The following is a 20,801-nucleotide window of genomic DNA, read 5'->3' on the forward strand; positions in this document are numbered from 1 at the left end:
CGAAGAATTGTGAAATTTGACACTCAATTAAGCAGATAGTATAATTTCTCATTACTTACTCAAATTTGAGTACTTTAATATAAATATTATATATAGAGGTGTATGTATTATATGAAGAACTTTCTTACGATGTTGAAGAATGGATCTGTGATCGGCGGTATCGTCATGATTATTTTTTATCAGATCGCATTTATCACCATTTTCATGTCCGGCTATTCTGCCATTCCAAGAAATATGGACGAGCTGTCCATCGCGATTGTAAATGAAGATACCAAAGCAGGCGGGCAAATTGCGGAGCAGCTCCAAGAACAACTGCCGTTTAAAATGGTAACCAATCTTCCGCTAGAACAAGCAAAAGAAGATCTAAATAACCGTGATATTCATATGATTCTGCATATTCCGGCAGACTTTAGTGAGAAACTAGCCAAACAGGGTGATCACCCTCAACTGGACTTCCTTATTAATCAGTCTAATCCCGCAATGGTAACCAGCACGATGGACCAAATATCTACACAGATCACGAATAGCCTGAACCAGCAGTTTGCTGTTCAGGGAGCTGAGGGGATTTTGCTGAAATTGAACATGCCAGAAGATCAAGCTAAAGAGCTTGCAGCTGGTATTCCAACGAAAGTAACACCAAATGTTGTTTACTCTAACCCAGTACCTAACGGTATGCACAATCAGATGGCACCATTCTTCTTGACGATGGTAAATTATGTAGGTGCGATGATCTTCTCTATGATGGTCGTAGGCGCAATGAATATGTTAAAAGGTAAAATGGGTCTCTGGCCGGCATTCTGGTCTGCACAAGGTGTAAATGCATTGGTTTCCTTGATTGGACCGCTGATTGGTCTCACTATTTATTTCTTATTCCAAGGTGGACATGGAGCTGATACCTTCGTGAAGATGTGGCTACTCCACTCTCTGGAACTGTTCGCTGCTATTGAATTTATGTCTATCTTCAGTATCTTGTTGAAGGATAAAGCGATTTTCGTCAACTTATCTTTGATGCTGATCCAGACCATTTCAAGTGGTGCAGTTCTCACTTACGGTATGATGGATGGGTTCTATAAGTTCTTTAGTCATATCTCCATCATGTTCTATACCGTACAGACTGAGTTCAGCATTCTCTATGGTGGTGGCAAGATCAGTGAGCATCTGACAGGGCTTATCGTTATGACTGTCGTCTCCGTTCTCATTGTCGCTCTATCCTTTAAATTCATCTCTCCTGATATTAAAAAAGAAAAAGAGGCAATTTCCACTGCATCCTAACGCATTTTAAGTTAAAATAAGCGTATATACTAGAGAGCCTGCCGCTTCCCCCTCGGAAGTGGCTGGCTCTTCGTATGTTGTGAAAAAGGAGGACGGTACTGATGTCGCTTCGCGTATTTATTTTAGGGAATCTTTGTGAAAGAAACCATCATCCTTATGATGTCAAAAAAATGCTCAAAGGCGATAACATGGAGGATGTCCAAAAAATAAATGACGGACGTTTATATTACAACTTTGAAGTGCTGTTAAAACAAGGGTATATCGAGAAGATCGAGGTCACTCGAGAGGAAAATCGGCCTGAGAAAACAACCTATGGCATTACAGAAGCAGGACGAAAGGCACTGGAAGAGGAAATTTACACAGCCTTCAAAAACTTTAAAGATGTGAAATCACTATATTCATCCACTGTATTTCTGAAGCATGCTGACCCTGTGAAGCTGGCATTTCTAATTGAGGAAGCCATCCAAAAGCTTCAAAACGCAATTAATCGAAATGTAGAGGATTGGAAGATCATAGGGCTGAAAACACCCCTTAACGTTCACTTGGTTCAGGAACACTCCTTGAACTACATGGAGCTGGAAGTCTCTTTTTTGAAGAAGCTGCTCGCTTTTGTTCGCGGCGAATTGACCGCACTCTAATTGAATTGTCCCTGCCTATCATAGGACATTTACACAAAAAATCTTCAATCCCAGCACATATGCCGGGGTTGAAGATTTTTAAATCATCGCTTTCTACTCCTTCAAAGCTTCGAGGATAAAACGATCATTAACCGATTCCTTGAAGTCGATCTCCCTACGGATAAATCCATTCCCGGCCAAAATATCGCTAGCTGCCTGTTGCTCTCTTAGCGCTTCCTCCGTGTAAGCAGATACTAATGGCTTTCCTTTGCTCAAGATCGTCTTAATCGTAGCCACTGGAACTTTCGTCTTCGCATTGAAGATCTGAGCCGCTTCCTCCTCATGCTCAAGCTGCCACAGTGCCGCTTTCTTAAATACTCTTAAATAGGCTACAACCAGCTCCGGATGTTTCTTGGCAAAATCCTTGTGGACAATCGCCGAGGACGGTGCCATCACCTCACTCGCAGGAAGGGCTCTGGCCTTATTCGTGGCTATATTTTGCGATACGTAGGGGTCCCATGCAGCCCAGGCATCAAGCTTACCACTATCGAATGCAGCCTGCCCATCATCGGGTTGTAAGTTGATAATATTGAGATCGTCTAGTGTGATGTTTGTGTTCTGCAGTACCTTAGCTACATATACGTGAGCTGTTGTTCCTTTTGGAAGACCAATGGTCTTTCCTTTTAGGTCTTCTACTTTCTCAATAGAACTGTCTTTCGGGACAATAATGGAGACTGTGTTCCTGCCTTCAGAAAGAAGTGCTATAACTTCAAAAGGAAGTCCACTCGCAATTCCAGCAATCGTAGCTCCGTCACCAAGAAAAGATAGATCGACCCGACCTGCAGAGAGGGACTCCAGCAGCGGGGGACCGCTAGGGAACTCGCTCCACCGAACCTCTGCATTTAGCTTCTTGAATTCATCCTCCACCCACCCCTTATCTTTGGCAATGTTAAGCGGACTGAGCTTACCATTAATAGCGATGTTCACGGTTAGCGGTGGAGAGTCCTGTTGTGTACTTGCACCGACACTGGTTACGGCGTTACCGCTTGTTTTGGTGCATCCAGCGAGTAGCAGCACAGCTATACTAACGACCAGAATGAAGATGGGCTTAATTGCTCGTGTTCTCATCGATATTACCCCTTCATAGTTTGACATCCAACTTCTTTTTAAAATGGTTTATCACCCTCGATCGAAATACGCTCCGCTACACGGCGATGCGGATAATAATCCGAGACTGCATAATGCTGTGTTGCTCTATTGTCCCAAAATGCCACGGAATTTTGCTGCCAGCGGAAGCGTACCTGATATTCTGGCACTTGCGCCTGTTTGAACAGGTATCCTAGTAGTTCCTCGCTTTCTTCTGGTTCTAATCCTACAATTCGAATCGTGAAGGCTGCATTGACGAATAACGTCTTCCTTCCCGTCTCTGGATGAGTGCGTACAACCGGATGCTCTGCAACAGGGTATTCCTCCTGCTTCGCGGCCAGCTGCTCTGGTGTCAATCGCCGTCCAAAGCTAGGCGTAAAATCATGAATCGCGGTCAAACCGTCGATTCTCTGTTTCACTTCCTCAGGCAGATTGTCGTATGCGGCCGCCATGTCAGCCCATAGCGTATCGCCACCGCCTAAAGGGGGAACTTCCGAGAGGCGTAGCAGCGATCCAAGTGCTGGATTCACCCGCCAAGTCACATCTGTGTGCCACAGGTTCTCCATTCCGGTATTTTTCTCGTCTTTTTCAAACCTTGTAACCTCTTCAGCACTTCCTTGAGGAAGAAAAGGGTGCTTCTCAATACCTCCCCACAACCGTGCAAAGGCTAGCTGCTGATCACTATTAATCGTCTGGTTGCGGAAGAACAGCACCTTCCATTCCAGAAAAGCACGATGTAGCTCTGCTCTTAACTCCGGAGATACCGGCTGGCTCAAATCCACGCCTTCAATTTCCGCACCTATTATCGGTCCAAGCGGCTTGAGTTTAAAGATCGTATATGGACGCTCCTGTTCACCTTCAGGCAATCGGTTAAGTACACGCACCCCTGCTCTGCGGTCTCTTGCGGGTACATAGTCACGGGATAAGTAAGTTGTAGCTTGCGTCATGTCAATCCACTCCTTTAAATGATTTCATATTAAATATCATATTTAACCCATGCAAATAATCGGATTTAAGACAGCGATACCCCCTTTGATTGCGAGAATGAGGAACAAAAAAAGATCCAATGTCGCAGCCAAAGGCTGCACATTGAATCTCTGGTGTTCCAGTCGATTCGATGACTACAGGTCACACTTAACGTGATCTGCAAATATCTTGGGCACATCATAACAACCGCCGAGGTAAACTGTCAACCATTATTTTCCTTAATTACCCCTCTTGGTCAGTGAACATCCAATTCCAAAGACGGGCATCACTTACTTGAATTCCTTTTACCCAGGGCTCTTTCTTGAGCTTCAAGAGCTCTTTGGTTGGTCCTGTAACCACAGCTCCATAAATTTTCACTCCATTCGATTCCACATACTCTGTAATTTGATCAAATTTCACGAATGGATTCACTTTGCCTGTTATAGATGGATAATCTCGAAGCAGCCTTAACGTTTTGATAAAGTTCTCTTCCCTCAACTTGCCGCTTCCATAATTATCTACGGTGGGGTAGGTTCCTCCCTGTAAGACGGTTTTGCCGAATCGAGTCTTCTCTTCCTTGTGACTTATAATCGTTAGATCTTCGTGATGCCACATGGGTTGATAGGGAAACCCGATCGGATCATAGCTTTCCTGCTGACCGGCATCTACAGCGAACCACACGGGCTCTAAATTCTTACCCTCGAAGTTCTTCAATATCTCATCGGTCGTAAAATACTGATCGAAGGAAAGATAGGCTTCTGCCACTGTCCCCTCCGGAAGCTTCTCTAGCTTGTTCCAATCGTGCTGCATATCCATATCCACGGGGTTATCGGGGCTATTAAAATATCTTGTTTTGGGATGATCGTCTGACCATTTCATCTGTAGTATTCCGGGTAGACCTAACCTGAAGGGCAGCTCAAATTGGCCAATCGTATACCATTCACTTCCGATCTGCTTCTTCATCTCACCGGTGAACTCATAACTGAGGTATCCTGCCATGCCACCTGTCACATGAACACTCACATTCGGATGGGTTACCATTATCGCGAATGAAGCCACATCTCCATATGTATCTGCACGACTGGGATCACCTTCACCAAAATATATGGAATTGAAAATATTACCCGCCCATGTGACCAGGATAAATATCACCAGTACACTGAGCACTGTATTCATACGCGCCTTCCATTTTCCACGCTTTATGATCTTAGCTTCATTACGCGACGTTCTCGTATGATCCATTTCGCCCTGTTCCTTATTCATGACTTCATCCAAATGAGCCTGATACGTCTCCATTCGCTCAAGCTCTTCCTCAAGCTGAATCTGTTCCTCTTCAGACAGCTTTCCGTCCTCGTAGTCCTGTAACCTGCGCCGAAACTCATCACTCATCCTGATCATCCCTTCCCTTCCGCTGTCGAAGTGTCTGTCTAGCTCGAAATAATAATATTTTGAAATGAGAGAGACCCACCTTCATAAGTGCGGCTGCCTCCTGATACGAAAATTGATGAAAATTATATAACACAATCGCCTGTTTCTGTCGTTCCGGAAGTTCGCCTATCGCTAGCTTCAACTCATCCCATCGTTCCTGCTCCATCACTTGTTGCTCCAACGTCTCCGTATGGAACAAGGAGTCAAAATAACTGATTTCATGAAGATCCATCCGCTTATTCTTCCGCTTCACATCAATGAATGCATGGTAAGCTACCCGGAAGAGCCATGGTTTTACCTTGTCATCCTTGCAGTTCTCCAAATGCAGATATGCGCGGTAGAATGTTTCCTGCAAAATATCCTCAGTCATATGGTGATCTCGGCAGAGGGAGTACAAATAACGATACACGTCTTTCATATGCTGCTGATACATCCAGTCCAAGTCGTCTTGCTTCATTGCCTCCCCCCTCACCCTATACACGTTCTTACCCTCATAAAAGTTACAAAAAAAAACTTCACCAGCTCTAATGAGCTAGTGAAGTTTCTGAAAGTTACTTCTATATTGAAGTGAATTAACCTTGTTGTTTCATTTCGAACATGTAGTTCTCAACGTCCGCGATACTTGGGTTAGCCATGTAGTGGCCACCTTCAACTTGGATCGTTTGGCCTGTGATAAATTTGGATTCATCAGAAGCAAGGAACACAACTGTGTGTCCGATATCGTCAGCTTCACCGTGATAAGGAAGCGCGTTAAACTTAGCGAAGATATCCAGAATAGCTGGAGGCATGTTGTTCTTAGCAGCTGGTGTCAAGATTAGACCCGGCGCTACACCGTTACAACGGATGTTATGCTTACCGTATTGAACTGCGATATAACGAGTCAAGTTAACCACTGCTGCTTTAGAAGCGCCATAAGCCGTACGAACGGAGTCACCTGCAAAACCAGCCATGGAAGCTGTATTGATAATGGAACCGCCACCTGCTTTGATCATATGAGGAATAGCGTAGCGTGCTCCAAGAAGAACACTCTTCGTATTTACATTCATTAACTTATCCCATTCCTCGAGATCCATATTAACAACGTCCAAGTCTTTACGAAGATTTGTCATACCAACGTTGTTGTAAAGCACGTTAATCGTACCGTATGTTTCTACTGTAAAGTCGATAGCTGCTTTAATGGACTCTTCATTACCTGCATCCAAGAATACACCAACAGCTTCGCCGCCAGCTTTCGTAATCTCTTCAGCTGCCGCTTTAGCACCATCTACGTTAAAGTCAGAGATAACCACCTTAGCGCCTTCTTTAGCTAATAATGTGGCTGCGGAAAGACCGATGCCTGACGCTCCACCTGTAATTAATGCTACTTTCCCTTGTACTCTACCCATTTCTGCACCTTCTCTTTTGAAGTTAATAAATTATGATTGCTAGGCCTTACTGTGTCGAATCCGTCAAGGACACTTATCACAGTCAATATACTAATTATAGTCCTATTTAGAGGCTTCCGCAAATTTTGAAAGAGATCTATCAAGCCACTTAAATTCAAGTGAATCCAGCAATTTAACTTCTTGTAACAACCGTTTATAGAGACTAAAAATCCTGAATACAGATTCCGCCCTAATCTCCGTTTATATATAAGTAAAAACATATCATGTACCCAATACTTGGGTTGTTTATAATATTGTTCTATCTTTCACAATTACAGTGATGTGCATCGCCTAATAAACTACAATCTTTAATTCTAATGGTTAAAAAGGGTAGGACTCCCACCCTTCTCAACTTATGACTGAATTAACTGCTTCACGAGTTCTCGGTTACGCTGTTTAAATACCTCATTATGGGAGGATACCATTGCTGATTTTCCTGCCTTAGGCTCAATATATTGCTTCGCTTGGTTAACGGCATTGGCTGCATCTTGGAAGGCCCCCGCGATTAAATGAAGCTTTCCTTCATGCATCAGAATATCTCCAGCGGCATATAGCCCTTCAATCGATGACGAGCCGTTTGCATGACCTGAAATGTAGTATTCATCTATAATATCGATATGAAGTGGGCTGTTCTCAAGTAAGCTCTTATCTCGTTCGTAACCGTGATTGATAATGACTTCATCAATTATTATCGTCGATAATTCTCCTGTCTCATGATTGGTAAGTTCAACTCGCTCAATCCGTTCATGATTGTCACAAGCAATCAGCTTTGTGATGGATGTATTTAGACAGCACTCGGCTGTGCTGTTCATAAGCTGTGCCACCTGCGCTTCATGACCCGCAAGCGCTCCTTTCCGATAGCTAAGATACACTTTCTTAGCGATTGGCTCTAATTCGTTTGCCCAATCTATAGCCGAGTTACCGCCACCGGAGATGATCACCGTCTTGTCTTTAAAACGTTTTAAAGATTTTACCGTGTAATTTAAGTTAGACACCTCGAAGCGTTCCGCCCCTTCAATCTCTAGCTTTTGCGGATTTAAGATCCCGCCTCCTACTGCTACGATAACCGTTTTAGAATAATGCTTCTCTCCTGAAGCTGTATGTAATATGAAGATCCCATCTTCATCCTTTGTAATCGTCTCCACTTTCTCATTCAACAACACTTCCGGATCAAAGGTTAGCCCCTGCTCAACAAGTTGTTCAATAAGCTTGGCCCCGGGGAGGGGAGTCATCCCACCTACATCCCAGATCATCTTTTCTGGATACACATGAATTTTGCCACCAAGTCTCGGCTGATACTCAATAAGCTTTGTCTTCATTTCCCGTAGACCACTATAAAAAGCGGAGTACAGCCCTGCAGGACCTCCCCCGATGATCGTTACATCATATAACTCCTGCTGACGCATAACAGCCTACCTCCTGGAATGTGATGTTAATGATTATCATTCTCAATACAATATAATCTCATTCTACTCGATTTACAACTAAAAATAAAAGTTGACAACCCAATTACTTTAGTTTTAAAGTAATTACCGTAGTGCAATTGATAATCATTATCAATTAGTATCATCTAATAATTATTCTAAATTGGAGGTTCCCCTCATGACCCGCCTATACACGGAGGACTTAAGCATCGGTTATGGTGAACGTCTCATTGTGAAAAAGCTAAACGTGGCGATCCCCGACAAAAAGATCACTACCATTATTGGTGCCAATGGCTGCGGAAAATCAACTTTTCTTAAAGCGATTACACGTATCATTTCACATCAGGATGGAAATATCTTGCTTGACGGCAAGCATATTGCGAAGGAAGACACCAAAGTTCTTGCCCGAAAGATGGCCATTCTCCCTCAGTCACCGGAAAGTGCGAGTGGACTCACCGTCTCCGAGCTTGTCTCATACGGTCGCTTCCCCTATCAGAAAGGCTTTGGTCGGCTAACGAAAAGAGACTTCGATGTCATTGACTGGGCACTTGAGGTAACAGGTACTCTGGAATTTAAATATCGCCCCGTTGATGCCTTATCAGGCGGTCAAAGACAGCGAGTCTGGATTGCTATGGCTCTTGCGCAGGAAACCGATATTATCTTTCTAGATGAGCCTACCACCTACTTGGATATGGCGCATCAGCTTGAAGTGCTAGAACTACTGCAGAAGCTTAATCGAGAGCAAGAACGTACCATTGTTATGGTGCTGCATGACCTCAATCAGGCTGCCCGCTTCGCCGACCATATCATTGCAATGAAGGATGGTGAGGTCGTGAAATCCGGAAGCTGCGCCGAAGTCATTCATCATGATGTTCTGCGTGAAGTGTTCCAGATTGATGCAGCAATCGGTCAAGACCCCCGAACAGGTAAACCCATGTGTGTTACATATAACTTACTAAAAGGAGAATCATTCAATCATGAGAAAACTACTCACCCCCATCCTCTTGCTGTCACTTCTGCTACTTAGTGCTTGCGGCAGCTCAACTGCCAAACCAGAATCATCACCTAATAGTAACAGTGCAGAACCCACAACTATTACGTATCAATCTGAGAATGGACCCATTGAAGTACCTGCCAATCCGCAGCGCGTCGTAGTCCTCTCATCCTTCGCAGGAAATGTCATGGCTCTTGGGGTTAACCTTGTTGGTGTCGATTCTTGGGCTAAGCAAAATCCGCGTTTCGAACAATTGAAAGACGTAGCAGAAGTTAGTGATGAAAGTCTTGAGAAAATCATCGAACTTGATCCTGACTTAATCATTGGACTATCGACGATTAATAACATCGACAAACTGAAAGAAATTGCTCCCACAGTAACTTACACCTACGGTAAAGTGGATTATCTAACACAGCATCTGGAGATCGGAAAGCTGCTCAATAAAGAGAAGGAAGCTACTGCATGGGTAGAAGACTTCAAGAAACGTGCCGCTGAAGCAGGCGAAGAGATCAAAGCTAAAATTGGAGCAGACAAGACCGTATCTGTTATCGAGAACTTTAATAAACAGCTCTATGTATACGGAAATAACTGGGGGCGGGGCACTGAAATCCTGTACCAGGAAATGAAACTTAACATGCCAGAGAAGGTCAAAGAATCCGCGCTGGAGCCAGGCTATTATGCCTTGTCTACAGAAGTTCTTCCTGAATATGCGGGGGACTACATGATTCTGAGCAAGAACTCAGAGACAGACAACTCGTTCCAAGATACCGAAACATACAAGAATATTCCGGCGGTGAAGAACAATCAAGTGTTTGAGGTCAATATGAATGAATTCTACTTCAATGATCCGCTTACGCTAGACTTCCAATTGGAGTTCTTCAAGCAAGCCTTTCTTGGCAACTGATGAATGAACATGCGTACTGAAACAAAACGTACCTTACCTTTTACATTGAAGCTAGTCGCAGGACTGTTCGTGTTGATCGCTATATTTGTTATTGCCATGGTATTCGGGGCTGCAAATACCACCTTAAGTGATTTGTGGCTTGCCTTAACCTCGAATGTTCAAGGTGATAAAATTTCGATCCTAAGGGAAATACGCCTTCCCCGCGAAATAGCAGCGATCTTCGTAGGTGCTGCCCTTGCTATTTCGGGTGCAATTATGCAAGGCATGACCCGCAATCCGCTTGCTGATCCAGGTCTGATCGGGTTAACAGCTGGTGCCAATGCAGCTCTTGCTGTTACGATCGCCTGGATTCCCTCTGTCAATTATTTTGGCATCATGATCGCTTGCTTTATTGGAGCTGCTATCGGTGCGATCATGGTGCTGAGTATGGGCACAATCAAGAAGGGTGGCTTCTCTCCCCTTCGTCTTGTGCTTGCAGGCGCTGCTGTAACAGCGTTTCTACATGCAGTCTCAGAAGGCATCGGTATCTATTACAAAATATCCAAGGATGTTTCCATGTGGACAGCCGGCGGCTTGATCGGCACAACCTGGGGCCAGCTCCAGATCATTATTCCTGTCATCGTAGTTGGGATCATCATCGCAGTATTCTTGTCCAGACAGCTTACGATCCTTAGTTTAAGTGAAGAGGTAGCTGTTGGACTTGGTCAGAAGACGATGCGGGTCAAAGCGGTCCTGTTTATCGTCGTCATTGCACTCGCAGGCGCTTCCGTGGCTCTTGTTGGGAACATGGCATTTATCGGGCTGATGGTCCCCCATATCGTTAGAGCCATTGTCGGAACAGATTACCGATTCATTATTCCGATGTCCGCAATTTGCGGCGCATCCTTCATGCTGTTCGCAGATACCTTGGGGCGTACCATTAATATCCCGTATGAAACGCCTGTAGCTGCTATTGTAGCGTTGATGGGCTTACCTTTCTTCCTGATTATTGTACGTAAAGGAGGAAAAGCATTCTCATGATCCATCCAGCTCTTGTGAAGAAACAACGTTTAATTCTCATTGCATTATTAACTTTAATCGTCCTAACAGCAATTATTAGTATGGGTATGGGCTACTCTTCCTTATCGTTTAACCGATTGATTCCAACCCTATTCGGGCAAGGTACTTTTAAGGAGGAGTTTGTACTCTTCTCCATCCGTCTGCCACGTATGCTGATCACCCTGCTCGCAGGAATGGCACTGGCGTTATCCGGAGCTATTTTGCAGGGGATCACACGGAATGACCTTGCAGATCCAGGTATTATCGGCATAAACTCCGGTGCAGGTGTAGCGGTCGCCGTCTTCTTTCTGTTCTTTCCGATCCAAGCAGGCTCATTTGTTTATCTGCTGCCGGTCGTGGCGTTCCTAGGCGCACTCATTACAGCTTGTCTAATCTACGCCTTTTCGTATAGCCGAAGCTCAGGTCTTCAGCCCGTAAGATTAGTGCTCATCGGCGTAGGTTTCTCCATGGCGCTGTCCGGTCTAATGATCGTAATTATTTCATCGGCTGAGCGTTCCAAAGTCGATTTCATCTCTAAGTGGATTGCCGGGAACATCTGGGGTGCAGACTGGCCCTTTATCTGGGCGATCCTTCCTTGGCTTGCCATTCTGATTCCATTTACGCTGTACAAGGCTAACCGTTTAAACCTTCTTGGTCTTAGTGAACCGGTTGCCATCGGCGTAGGTGTAGCGGTGGAAAAAGAACGAATCGTGCTGCTGCTCACAGCCGTTGCACTTGCCGCCTCAGCCGTTTCCGTGACTGGTGGCATCGCATTTATCGGCCTGATGGCTCCTCATATTGCGAAGTCGCTCGTCGGCCCACGCAACCAGATGTTTATCCCAGTAGCCATTCTCACTGGTGGATGGTTGCTGCTGCTTGCGGACACCATCGGTCGTAATCTGGTAGACCCGGATGGCATTCCGGCTGGAATTATGGTTGCGCTCATTGGCGGGCCTTACTTTATGTACTTGCTGCTGAAGAAATAACAAGACAAGACTCATCTAGAAACCCTGGACCCTTTAAGTGGTACAGGGTTTTTCTCAATGTTGAAACCAACCCAATCTCACGTTTGTGGAAATGTTTTCTTTACGGCTCTAATGCGCATGAATATAATTAACTATATTTATGTGGAGATGAACAAATTTCAGGAGGTGCACCTTTTAATGAAAGGGCTTTCAAAAAATATGTTTTTCAATCGTTCCTTATTTCGTAAGCTCCTGCTCTCCTATCTAGTGTCCGTACTGATCCCGACACTATTGATTGTCTCCGTTTATGCCTACACAAATAAGGAAGATATTCAGACCCAAATCGAGCAAAATTCGGAGTCCAAAATTCAGCGAGTTTCTAAAAATATTGAAACTGTTATTGATCAGATTAATTCGTTCTCGCTGCAGCTTTCATTTCTTCCGTACATCAATGGATATCTACAACAGTCTGGAGAATATGACATGTATGATGTCTATCAATTGAAAGAACAACTGCGAAAACACATTGTGCCGAATAAATTGTTTCATTCGGTATACCTCTATTCCTTTGCAGGAAACAAAGTAATTACAACGAATGATGGGATTTTTGCAGCGGATGAATTTTATGACCAGCAGGCGATTCAGCAAATTCGAGACTTTAGCGAGAACCAGCCATGGTGGTATCAGGTCCGAATCCCTCCCAAGGAGGCATTTTGGAATGCCGATTCGTCCGATCACGATGATGAATTTGTCACATTCTATAGGCCCGTTCCGGTGACTGCTGTCAAACCAACTGGGATCCTAGTCTTCAACATTCCTAAGACGATGTTTCTAAATACCCTCTACCATATGTACAACGGCTCCGAGAATGATACTGTAATTATCGACGGCGAAGGGACCGTGATCTCAAAGTCCGGAATAGCCCAAGTTCCTGAGCTTCAAACGCTGACCCGTGAATTACCGAAGATGCCGACCAACCGAATGAGCAGAATTACATGGAACAAGGAGTCCTATTTTGTACGTGTTGAATCCGTTCCCGATAATGGCTGGAGTGTCGTTCATCTGACACCATACCAAGTATATCAGGAGCGTCTGCTAGACAAATTAATGGGCTTGTCATTTGTTGTGATCTTGGTTGGATTAATTGGACTGTTCGTCTCATACATGTATGCAGTGAAGATGTATCACCCTTGGAAAAGTTTAATCGAAACCTTAAACGGCAGTGGAGGAAAAAAGCCGGAATGGTCCGCCAGAGAGGACAAAGATGAATTCTCTCTAGTCCGTGGTGCCATAACCACCATGTTACATACACTCAAGCAAAACGAGCCCGTAATAAAGGATCACTTGATCGGAGATATCTTACAAAATAATTTATTAGATCAGGGTTCGATACCTAGCCGTTTAGAACAGTTAGGTATCTCCTTTTCTGCTCCTGGTTATCTCGTTATGGTCGTCGCCGTCGATCCGGCTGCGGGCGAAGAATCGCATGATCCACAACATAAGCTTGTCATGTTCAGCTTTTTGCTGGAGACACTTAAGACTCATTTTATAGGGGAAGGCACTATTTTAGATGATCATAAGTTCGGCTTCATCCTGAATGTTAACACTTCCTATCTGCATGAAGGCCTGAAAGAACGCATACGTGAATGCTATGCCGAAATGACGACATTTCTTCAAGGACAGCTAAACGTTTCCTTACAGCTATGCGTCAGCGAAGTTAGTCCGATCGAGAGAGTTCATCAATCCTATGAGCGCATTAGACGTGCTTTAAATTATAAGGCTGTCATGGGAAGTGATGAAGTCATTTTTGTTGAGGAAGCTCCGAAAGATTGTAAGCTCGAATATCCCATGTCCATGCAGAAACATCTGCTTCACACCATCGTTACCTTGAATCGGGATAAGGCAGAGGAATGTATTGAAGAGTTGTTTGAACAATATATCTACAATTCGAGTTATTCACATGAGAAGTTACAGGGGATGCTTGTCCTGTTGATGGGTAGTATCGATAACGAGCTGCTTCGAGAGGGCTATGACATTTGGGACCTGAATGAAGGTATTGGGATTCTAAAGCTGAACGATTGCCGTAACAACGATCAATTGCGTCAATTCATGAGCAGACATATACAGCGGCATATATCGCATCTTCAAGAGCTCGAGAATCGCAAACACATGAATAGATACACGGCCAAAGCAATTGAGTACATGGAAGAGCACTTTGCCATGAATATCTCGATTACGGATATTGCCGAACACGTTGGCATTAGCAGCGGACATCTTAGTCGGACCTTCAAGACGGAAACAGGAAGATCGATGCTTGAATATCTAACCGAATTTCGTGTGGCAAAAAGTAAAGAAATGCTGGTTCAGCGATCCGACTCATTAAATGAGATTAGCCAAGCACTGGGATATAACGATGTACAGAGCTTTATCCGCTTCTTCAAAAAATTCGAAGGTGTAACACCTGGAGAATACCGAAAAAGCATGGGAAAAATCTGATATTCATCCTCAAATCCTGATCCAAAAGCGTAAATCATCATAAAATCCCTATGTTTATCGCAAACTGATGATTTTGTTATCCCCTTATTCTTATTACGATGAAAGCGTACACATTAACACGTTGTGTAACGATTCAATCGTAAAGGAGAGGAGTCATTGCCTAATTCAATCGCTGAAGCGAAACAACCGTTTCGGGGAGAATCACGGAGAAGGTCACGATTCATGAGATCTTTTCACAAGCATAAATACTATTACCTGCTGCTATTACCGGGAATTTTGTACTTCGTAATTTTCAGATACATTCCCATGGCAGGCATAGCGATTGCTTTTCAAGATTTTAAAATCGCCGGCGGCATGTTCTCCGGGCCCTGGACGGGTCTCAAGTGGTTTCGAATTCTATTCGAGGCCCCCGACTTCTGGGTTGCACTCAAGAACACCATCATCATCAGCTTTTATAAGCTTATATTCAACTTCCCGGCGCCGATTATTCTAGCATTACTGCTGAATGAAGTGGTGAATAAGTTCTTCAAGCGAACTATTCAGACCATCATCTATTTCCCACACTTTGTTTCCTGGGTGGTACTAGGCGGGATCCTATTCTCCATATTTTCAACGGATACGGGGCTCCTTCAATTATTCGGTGTTCATACATCACCGATCATGGACCCGAGTTCGTTCCGTGGATTTCTGATTCTGACAGAGATGTGGAAAGAGGTTGGATGGGGAACGGTTATTTATCTGGCTGCAATTGCAGGTGTGAATCCGGAGCTCTATGAAGCTGCGCGAATCGATGGGGCCAATCGTTTTCAACTGGTCCGATTTATTACACTGCCTTGTATCTCCTCCACGATTATTGTTCTGCTCATCTTGCGGACTGGACAGATTTTGAGCGTTGGCTTTGATCAAATTTTTATATTATATAACCCGCTTGTTTTTGAAGTAGCCGACGTACTGGATACGTACGTGTACCGTCTGGGCCTTACGATGGGCCGTTATTCCTTTGCGGCTGCAGCCGGCTTATTCCAATCGTTTGTTGGGTTGCTGCTGCTGTTATTTACGAACTGGCTTGTCCGTCGGATGGGCGAGCGCGGGCTATGGTAGGGGTGACAGATCATGAGAAATAATACGATGGGTAGCCGTTTATTCGACTGGGGCAACGCTATTTTCCTGATCCTATTTTGCTTAATCACGTTTTATCCTTTATGGCACGAAATATCTATTTCCTTCAGTTCTTCAGCTGGCGTGTTAAAGGGCGGGCTATTTCTCGGACCAAGAGAATTTACACTTGGGGCTTACGAAAGTGTATTTAAGTCGAGTTTCATCTGGCTGGCTTATCGAAACAGTATTATTGTTGCTGTAGCTGGAACCTTTCTGCATGTCCTGTTAACGGCAATGACGGCTTACCCGCTAAACCGCAGCAATCTACCCGGCGTGAAATTCATTACGTTTCTCATCATTTTTACAATGCTCTTTGGCGGCGGTATGATTCCAACCTATTTGCTTGTGAAAAATTTAGGCATGATCAATTCGTTATGGGCTTTGATTATACCTGGTATGATTTCAGCCTTTAATGTCATCGTAATGCAGAGTTTTATGCGAGGCATTCCTACTGAAATTGAAGAATCAGCTACCATTGATGGGGCCGGGCCACTGCGTACTTTTTTTCAAATTATTCTTCCGCTATGCAAACCCGTTCTCGCCACAATTGCACTCTGGGAGTGTGTTGGTCTATGGAATAACTTCATGCAGGCGTTGATTTACTTGAATGATAAGTCACAGTATACTCTTCCGCTTCTTCTAAGAGAGATTATTGCTGGCCAGCAGCTTGTTGCTGAGACGGGGCAGATGACAGACTCCGCGACAGAATCAGTTATCGCTGCCGCCATCGTTGTCTCGATCATCCCTATTATGTGCACATATCCTTTCTTGCAAAAATACTTCATTAAAGGCACAACGCTTGGCGCTGTTAAATCTTAAATTGAAAGTTACTTGATTGGACTATATAAGGGGGAAACAAGAATGAAAATATGGAACAAACGCTTGTCCACGTTGTGTCTGGCTAGTATGATTCTGGTCGCCGGCTGCGGCGGCGGTAAGCAAGGTGCGGATACTCCTGCTCAGGATAACGGAGCTAAAACAGATAAAAAAATTACTTATGATATGTTTTTTAGTCTAGGAATTCCCGAATACCCAGAAAACGGCGGAGAAGCCAAAGCGAAAATTATACAAGGGATGGAGAAAGCGGGCATTACGAATGTCGACTTTAAGGTCTCGCTGATGGGGTCCGAGTATACAACAAAGCTGAATCTGCTTGCTTCTTCTGGCGAATTACCTGACTTCTTCGGTGTGGATACGACCACGCTTACTCAATTTATTGATCAGGGCCTCATCATGCCGCTCGATGATTTATTGAAGGATGCACCACATCTTATGAAAGTCATTCCGAAGGAACGCTGGGAAGGTGTTACATTCGACGGTAAGATCTATGCGATCCCAAGTGGTGTGCGAGAGGAGCCCTTCAACTCACCGAACACAAACGGTCTCTTAATTAGACAAGATTGGCTTGAGCAGACAGGCTTGAAGCAGCCAACTACACTCGATGAACTACACGCTGTCCTTAACGCATTCGCGAATAACGATCCAGATCAAAACGGTAAAAAGGATACGTTTGGATTAGGCGGAAGTAAAACGTCCCAGTTCAACGTTGTCTTTGGAGCATTCGGCGTGAACCCATACTTTTGGACGGAAAGAGACGGAAAAATTGTAAAAGGCTTCACCTTACCAGAGACCAAAGAAGCACTAGCCGTGCTTCAGCAATGGTATAAGGAAGGGTTAATTGATCCAGAGTTCCCTGTTATGGAGCCTAAACAATTCGAAACCCGCGTCACCAACTCGAAAGTGGGCGCATTCGAGTATGATGCCTTTTCCGTCGATCCGAAAGGAGCTACGCTGCCTGAGGCACTTGTAAAAGCAACGCCTACGGCGAAGCTCATGATGGTTACACCTCCAAAAGGACCTGATGGCAAAATGGGTTACCCGGAAGTGAACCCTTATGCAGGCGGTGCTCTCAAATCAATCAGCGCAAAAACAGAACAACCTGAGAAGCTTATTCAAATGCTGGATTGGTCTGTCAGTGACGATGAGAATGGCGGCGTCAACTTGCTCACTTATGGAGAAGAAAACGTAGATTACACTTATGACAAAGAAAAAAATCTCATTGCCCAAACATCGACTTACTCAGAACTTTATCAGAAGGGATTCTCCAATCCCGTTCGGTTCGTACAAGTGGTTGACCGCCGGTGGACGAATGATAATGTTCGTACTGCCCTAGAGACAGCCTCCAAGGATCTCATCAAGAACGAGTTGTGGAAGGCTGTACCTGCGCAGCTGGATTATCCAGATCTTGAAAATAAACTATGGCTAGAGTATTTCGTCAAGATCGTAACTGGAACATGGAGTGTTGATAAGTATGATGAATTCGTACAGAAGTATTATCAACAAGGAGGTCAAGAAATCGAGAAACAAGCCAACGAGGAATGGAGTAAGAACAAATAAATAAACTTAGACTTTATCCAGTTTGCCGAGTAACGCTTTCTTGGCAGCTCTTAAGATGGCCCCTTTTGGGGCCGTTTTTTGTATCATGCTATAAGTTCTTGGCACCAAATGTATCTCCGCCCTTTATGGTTCCATTCTCAAACCCCTGATAGAACCAGCGCTTCCGCTGCTCGGAAGTTCCATGCGTGAAGCTCTCCGGAACGACGTATCCTCTAGCCTTTTTCTGTATCGTATCATCCCCTACTGCGCTGGCAGCTGTTAATGCTTCTTCTAAGTCACCTTTCTCCAACAAGTTCTTGCCTTGGACATGATGAGCCCACACACCAGCCAAATAATCAGCCTGCAGCTCGAAGCGAACCTGATATTTGTTATACTCCTGTTCACTCAGACTTTGACGATACTTCGCTAGCTTGTCTGATGTACCCAACAACGTCTGCACATGATGGCCCACCTCGTGAGCGATCACATAAGCCATGGCGAAATCGCCCGGTGCCTGAAATTCCTGACGAAGTTCATCGTAGAAACTTAGATCAATATATAACTTCCGATCACCAGGGCAATAAAATGGCCCAACTGACGAACCCGCTGTTCCGCATGCAGATTGTACACTTCCCGTATAGAGCACCAGCTTGGGCTTCTCATAGGTCAACCCTTCCTGCTTGAACATATTAGTCCATACATCCTCCGTATCTGCCAGAACAACCGAGACAAACTGAGATAGCTCCTTCTCTTCCGCCGTCTCGGTGTATGTTGCGCCCGTATCAGATCCCGAACCTACAAGACTACTCAGCAAATCTACAGGGTTGCCGCCACCAAGCAAAGTCACGACGAGCAAAATAACGATACCACCAATACCTCCGCCAACCAGTCCTGGTCCCTTGCGACCTCTTCGATCCTCGACATTAGAACTTCCTCTTCTTCCCTTCCACTGCACCCTTGTCTCCTCCTCGATATAGTTCGAATGTTTATCTACTAATTTAATAAGCACATCATTCCTAAGATGATATACCCTAAACCTATGAAAGTATCCCATGTGCTTACGGGTGCTGATTATATGTAATTAAAAAAGGCGACCCCTATAGGTCGCCAGTTCCATTCCCTCACGCTTCACACCAGAAACATCGCTACTACGGTTGTCACACTCAGACCGATCAATACTGGTTTTAAGTTTCGCCGCGCAAGTTCAAACGGGCTCACGCCACATATTGCTGCAGCCGGTATGAGTGCCCATGGAATGAGTGTTCCACCGCCGACCCAGATACCTGCCACTTGGCCAAGTGCAGTGAGTGTTGCAGCGCCGGAATTCGACGCAACCGCAAATAGCTGCGCAATCGACCCTACAAGAGAAATACCAGAGAAACCTGAACCATCCAGTCCCGTAATTGCTCCCGTAATGGTCAGTGTTACCGCACCTACAGCTCCATTCAGCGGTACACTGCTAGCTAGGGCTACTCCAAGATCATTCACAATCCCATGCGATGCTTCCGGCAGCACCTTACCGAATAAATCCGTGAATGCCGAGTCACCAAGGTAGAAGAAAGCGGCAATCGGAATGACAGGTCCGAACACCTTAAATCCAAAGACAAATCCATCAATTAAATAGGAGGTGACCTTCTCAATCCCTTGATTTCGATGCGCCAACAGGGTGACAGTGATAAGAATGAATACAGCGGTACCCCCGACAAGCGCCGTAGCATCCCCGCCCTGAAGCTTTAGGAAGAACATAGCAGCCACATCAGCAAGGAACAAGATCGGAATAACGATGGCGAGCCACTGCCTCACCCGGGGGTGTATCACAGTCTCCCCCTCCTCACCATCACCGGCGGTTAAGGCACTAGCAGCACTTTTGCCTGATATGAGTTCATCTCTCCATTTACCATTCTTCATATCTCTACGCATGAACCAGAATGCGGCTATCGTTGTAACGAGACCCATCACAATAACGAGTGGTACACTCGCCTCCATAACACTGGAGACCGGAATGCCAGCAGCATCCGCTGTTAATTTCGGCGCACCTTGGATAATGTAGTCCCCAGATAAGGCGATCCCATGCCCGAACAGATTCATCGCTATAGCCGCTCCAAGCGCAGGCAGCCCTACACGTATGGCAACAGGCAACAGCACTGCTCCGATTAATGCTACAGCTGGGGATGGCCAGAAGAAAAAAGAAGTGACCATCATGATGATACCTATTCCCCAAAATGCCATGGCTGGCGTACGTATAAAGCGCGTGAGTGGTGCCACCATCGTCTCATTAATCCCTGTACGGATGAGCACTCGACTCATGGCAACAATAATGGAGATGATCATAATCGTTCCCATCAGCTCTTTTGTGGCATAAATAAAGGAGTTAAATATACCGGATACTGAACCAGCCAGTGTCTCCGTCGCGAGTACCCCAAGAGCAAATATACCCGCCACACAGATCATCGTCGTATCCCGTCTCCGAATCAGCAGAGCCATAATAAACACGATAAACGCCAAATACACATAATGAATCGCCGTCAAATGAATACCCACCGCGATGCCACACCCTTCCGAGACTTCCTTAAAGTTGTGCTATATGCTATGC

Annotated in this window: 18 protein-coding genes; 10 read left to right on the top strand and 8 right to left on the bottom strand. The window is 44.9% G+C overall.

Going from position 1 to position 20,801, the window contains the following annotated elements; all coding sequences use genetic code 11:
• The first annotated feature begins 111 nt into the window (after positions 1 to 111).
• Complete coding sequence (locus tag ACK8P5_RS24570) at positions 112 to 1,272, top strand: YhgE/Pip domain-containing protein (RefSeq protein ID WP_422658791.1); 1,161 nt, start codon at positions 112 to 114, stop codon at positions 1,270 to 1,272.
• Positions 1,273 to 1,373: 101 nt separating this feature from the next.
• Positions 1,374 to 1,910, top strand: a complete 537-nt coding sequence (locus ACK8P5_RS24575; protein ID WP_422658792.1) for a PadR family transcriptional regulator — start codon at positions 1,374 to 1,376, stop codon at positions 1,908 to 1,910.
• Between the two features lie 93 nt (positions 1,911 to 2,003).
• On the opposite strand, the gene ACK8P5_RS24580 is transcribed toward ACK8P5_RS24575, so the two are convergent.
• From ACK8P5_RS24580 to ACK8P5_RS24605, 6 genes are all read right to left on the bottom strand, one after another.
• The gene (locus ACK8P5_RS24580; RefSeq protein ID WP_422658793.1) at positions 2,004 to 3,017 is read right to left on the bottom strand and encodes an aliphatic sulfonate ABC transporter substrate-binding protein; all 1,014 of its coding nucleotides are present in this window, start codon (positions 3,015 to 3,017) and stop codon (positions 2,004 to 2,006) included.
• Positions 3,018 to 3,055: 38 nt separating this feature from the next.
• The gene (locus ACK8P5_RS24585) at positions 3,056 to 3,982 is read right to left on the bottom strand and encodes a TauD/TfdA dioxygenase family protein (RefSeq protein ID WP_422658794.1); all 927 of its coding nucleotides are present in this window, start codon (positions 3,980 to 3,982) and stop codon (positions 3,056 to 3,058) included.
• Positions 3,983 to 4,244: 262 nt separating this feature from the next.
• Positions 4,245 to 5,390 (bottom strand): anti sigma factor C-terminal domain-containing protein, encoded by a 1,146-nt coding sequence (locus tag ACK8P5_RS24590; RefSeq protein WP_422658795.1) that lies wholly within the window; start codon positions 5,388 to 5,390, stop codon positions 4,245 to 4,247.
• Positions 5,383 to 5,886, bottom strand: a complete 504-nt coding sequence (locus ACK8P5_RS24595; RefSeq protein ID WP_422658796.1) for a sigma-70 family RNA polymerase sigma factor — start codon at positions 5,884 to 5,886, stop codon at positions 5,383 to 5,385. The genes ACK8P5_RS24590 and ACK8P5_RS24595 overlap by 8 nt, the downstream gene beginning before the upstream one ends.
• A gap of 115 nt (positions 5,887 to 6,001) precedes the next feature.
• Positions 6,002 to 6,814, bottom strand: coding sequence for an SDR family NAD(P)-dependent oxidoreductase (locus tag ACK8P5_RS24600; RefSeq protein ID WP_422658797.1), 813 nt, complete (start codon positions 6,812 to 6,814; stop codon positions 6,002 to 6,004).
• Positions 6,815 to 7,206: 392 nt separating this feature from the next.
• Complete coding sequence (locus ACK8P5_RS24605; protein ID WP_422658798.1) at positions 7,207 to 8,259, bottom strand: NAD(P)/FAD-dependent oxidoreductase; 1,053 nt, start codon at positions 8,257 to 8,259, stop codon at positions 7,207 to 7,209.
• 196 nt (positions 8,260 to 8,455) lie between these two features.
• Between ACK8P5_RS24605 and ACK8P5_RS24610 the strand changes: the two genes are divergently transcribed.
• The 8 genes from ACK8P5_RS24610 to ACK8P5_RS24645 all read left to right on the top strand — a co-directional run bounded on the left by ACK8P5_RS24610 (position 8,456) and on the right by ACK8P5_RS24645 (position 18,229).
• Complete coding sequence (locus tag ACK8P5_RS24610; RefSeq protein ID WP_422658799.1) at positions 8,456 to 9,304, top strand: ABC transporter ATP-binding protein; 849 nt, start codon at positions 8,456 to 8,458, stop codon at positions 9,302 to 9,304.
• A complete protein-coding gene (locus ACK8P5_RS24615) occupies positions 9,255 to 10,175 on the top strand; it encodes an iron-hydroxamate ABC transporter substrate-binding protein (protein ID WP_422658800.1) in 921 nt (306 codons plus the stop codon). Before ACK8P5_RS24610 ends, ACK8P5_RS24615 begins: the two co-directional genes overlap by 50 nt.
• Before the next feature lie 9 nt (positions 10,176 to 10,184).
• On the top strand, positions 10,185 to 11,195 hold the full coding sequence (locus ACK8P5_RS24620) for a FecCD family ABC transporter permease (protein ID WP_422661578.1): 1,011 nt from the start codon (positions 10,185 to 10,187) through the stop codon (positions 11,193 to 11,195).
• Entirely contained in the window at positions 11,192 to 12,199 is a 1,008-nt protein-coding gene (locus ACK8P5_RS24625; protein WP_422658801.1) for a FecCD family ABC transporter permease, read from the top strand. The genes ACK8P5_RS24620 and ACK8P5_RS24625 overlap by 4 nt, the downstream gene beginning before the upstream one ends.
• 177 nt (positions 12,200 to 12,376) lie before the next feature.
• Positions 12,377 to 14,674 (top strand): AraC family transcriptional regulator, encoded by a 2,298-nt coding sequence (locus ACK8P5_RS24630; protein ID WP_422658802.1) that lies wholly within the window; start codon positions 12,377 to 12,379, stop codon positions 14,672 to 14,674.
• A gap of 222 nt (positions 14,675 to 14,896) precedes the next feature.
• Positions 14,897 to 15,775: an ABC transporter permease gene (locus tag ACK8P5_RS24635; protein ID WP_422658803.1), complete on the top strand. Its 879-nt coding sequence runs from the start codon at positions 14,897 to 14,899 to the stop codon at positions 15,773 to 15,775.
• 12 nt (positions 15,776 to 15,787) lie between these two features.
• The gene (locus ACK8P5_RS24640) at positions 15,788 to 16,651 is read left to right on the top strand and encodes a carbohydrate ABC transporter permease (RefSeq protein ID WP_422658804.1); all 864 of its coding nucleotides are present in this window, start codon (positions 15,788 to 15,790) and stop codon (positions 16,649 to 16,651) included.
• A 42-nt stretch (positions 16,652 to 16,693) separates the two neighbouring features.
• Positions 16,694 to 18,229, top strand: coding sequence for a hypothetical protein (locus ACK8P5_RS24645; protein WP_422658805.1), 1,536 nt, complete (start codon positions 16,694 to 16,696; stop codon positions 18,227 to 18,229).
• A gap of 88 nt (positions 18,230 to 18,317) precedes the next feature.
• Here the strand turns inward: ACK8P5_RS24645 and ACK8P5_RS24650 are convergent, their stop codons facing one another.
• Both ACK8P5_RS24650 and ACK8P5_RS24655 read right to left on the bottom strand, forming a co-directional pair.
• Positions 18,318 to 19,163 carry a neutral zinc metallopeptidase gene (locus tag ACK8P5_RS24650; RefSeq protein WP_422658806.1) on the bottom strand — a complete coding sequence of 282 codons (846 nt, stop codon included), beginning with the start codon at positions 19,161 to 19,163 and terminating at the stop codon, positions 18,318 to 18,320.
• 173 nt (positions 19,164 to 19,336) lie between these two features.
• Entirely contained in the window at positions 19,337 to 20,749 is a 1,413-nt protein-coding gene (locus ACK8P5_RS24655) for a hypothetical protein (RefSeq protein WP_422658807.1), read from the bottom strand.
• Between the last annotated feature and the right edge of the window lie 52 nt (positions 20,750 to 20,801).

It is taken from the genome of Paenibacillus sp. EC2-1 (assembly GCF_049311625.1).
In the GTDB taxonomy this organism is placed as follows: Bacteria; Bacillota; Bacilli; order Paenibacillales; family Paenibacillaceae; genus Paenibacillus_AQ.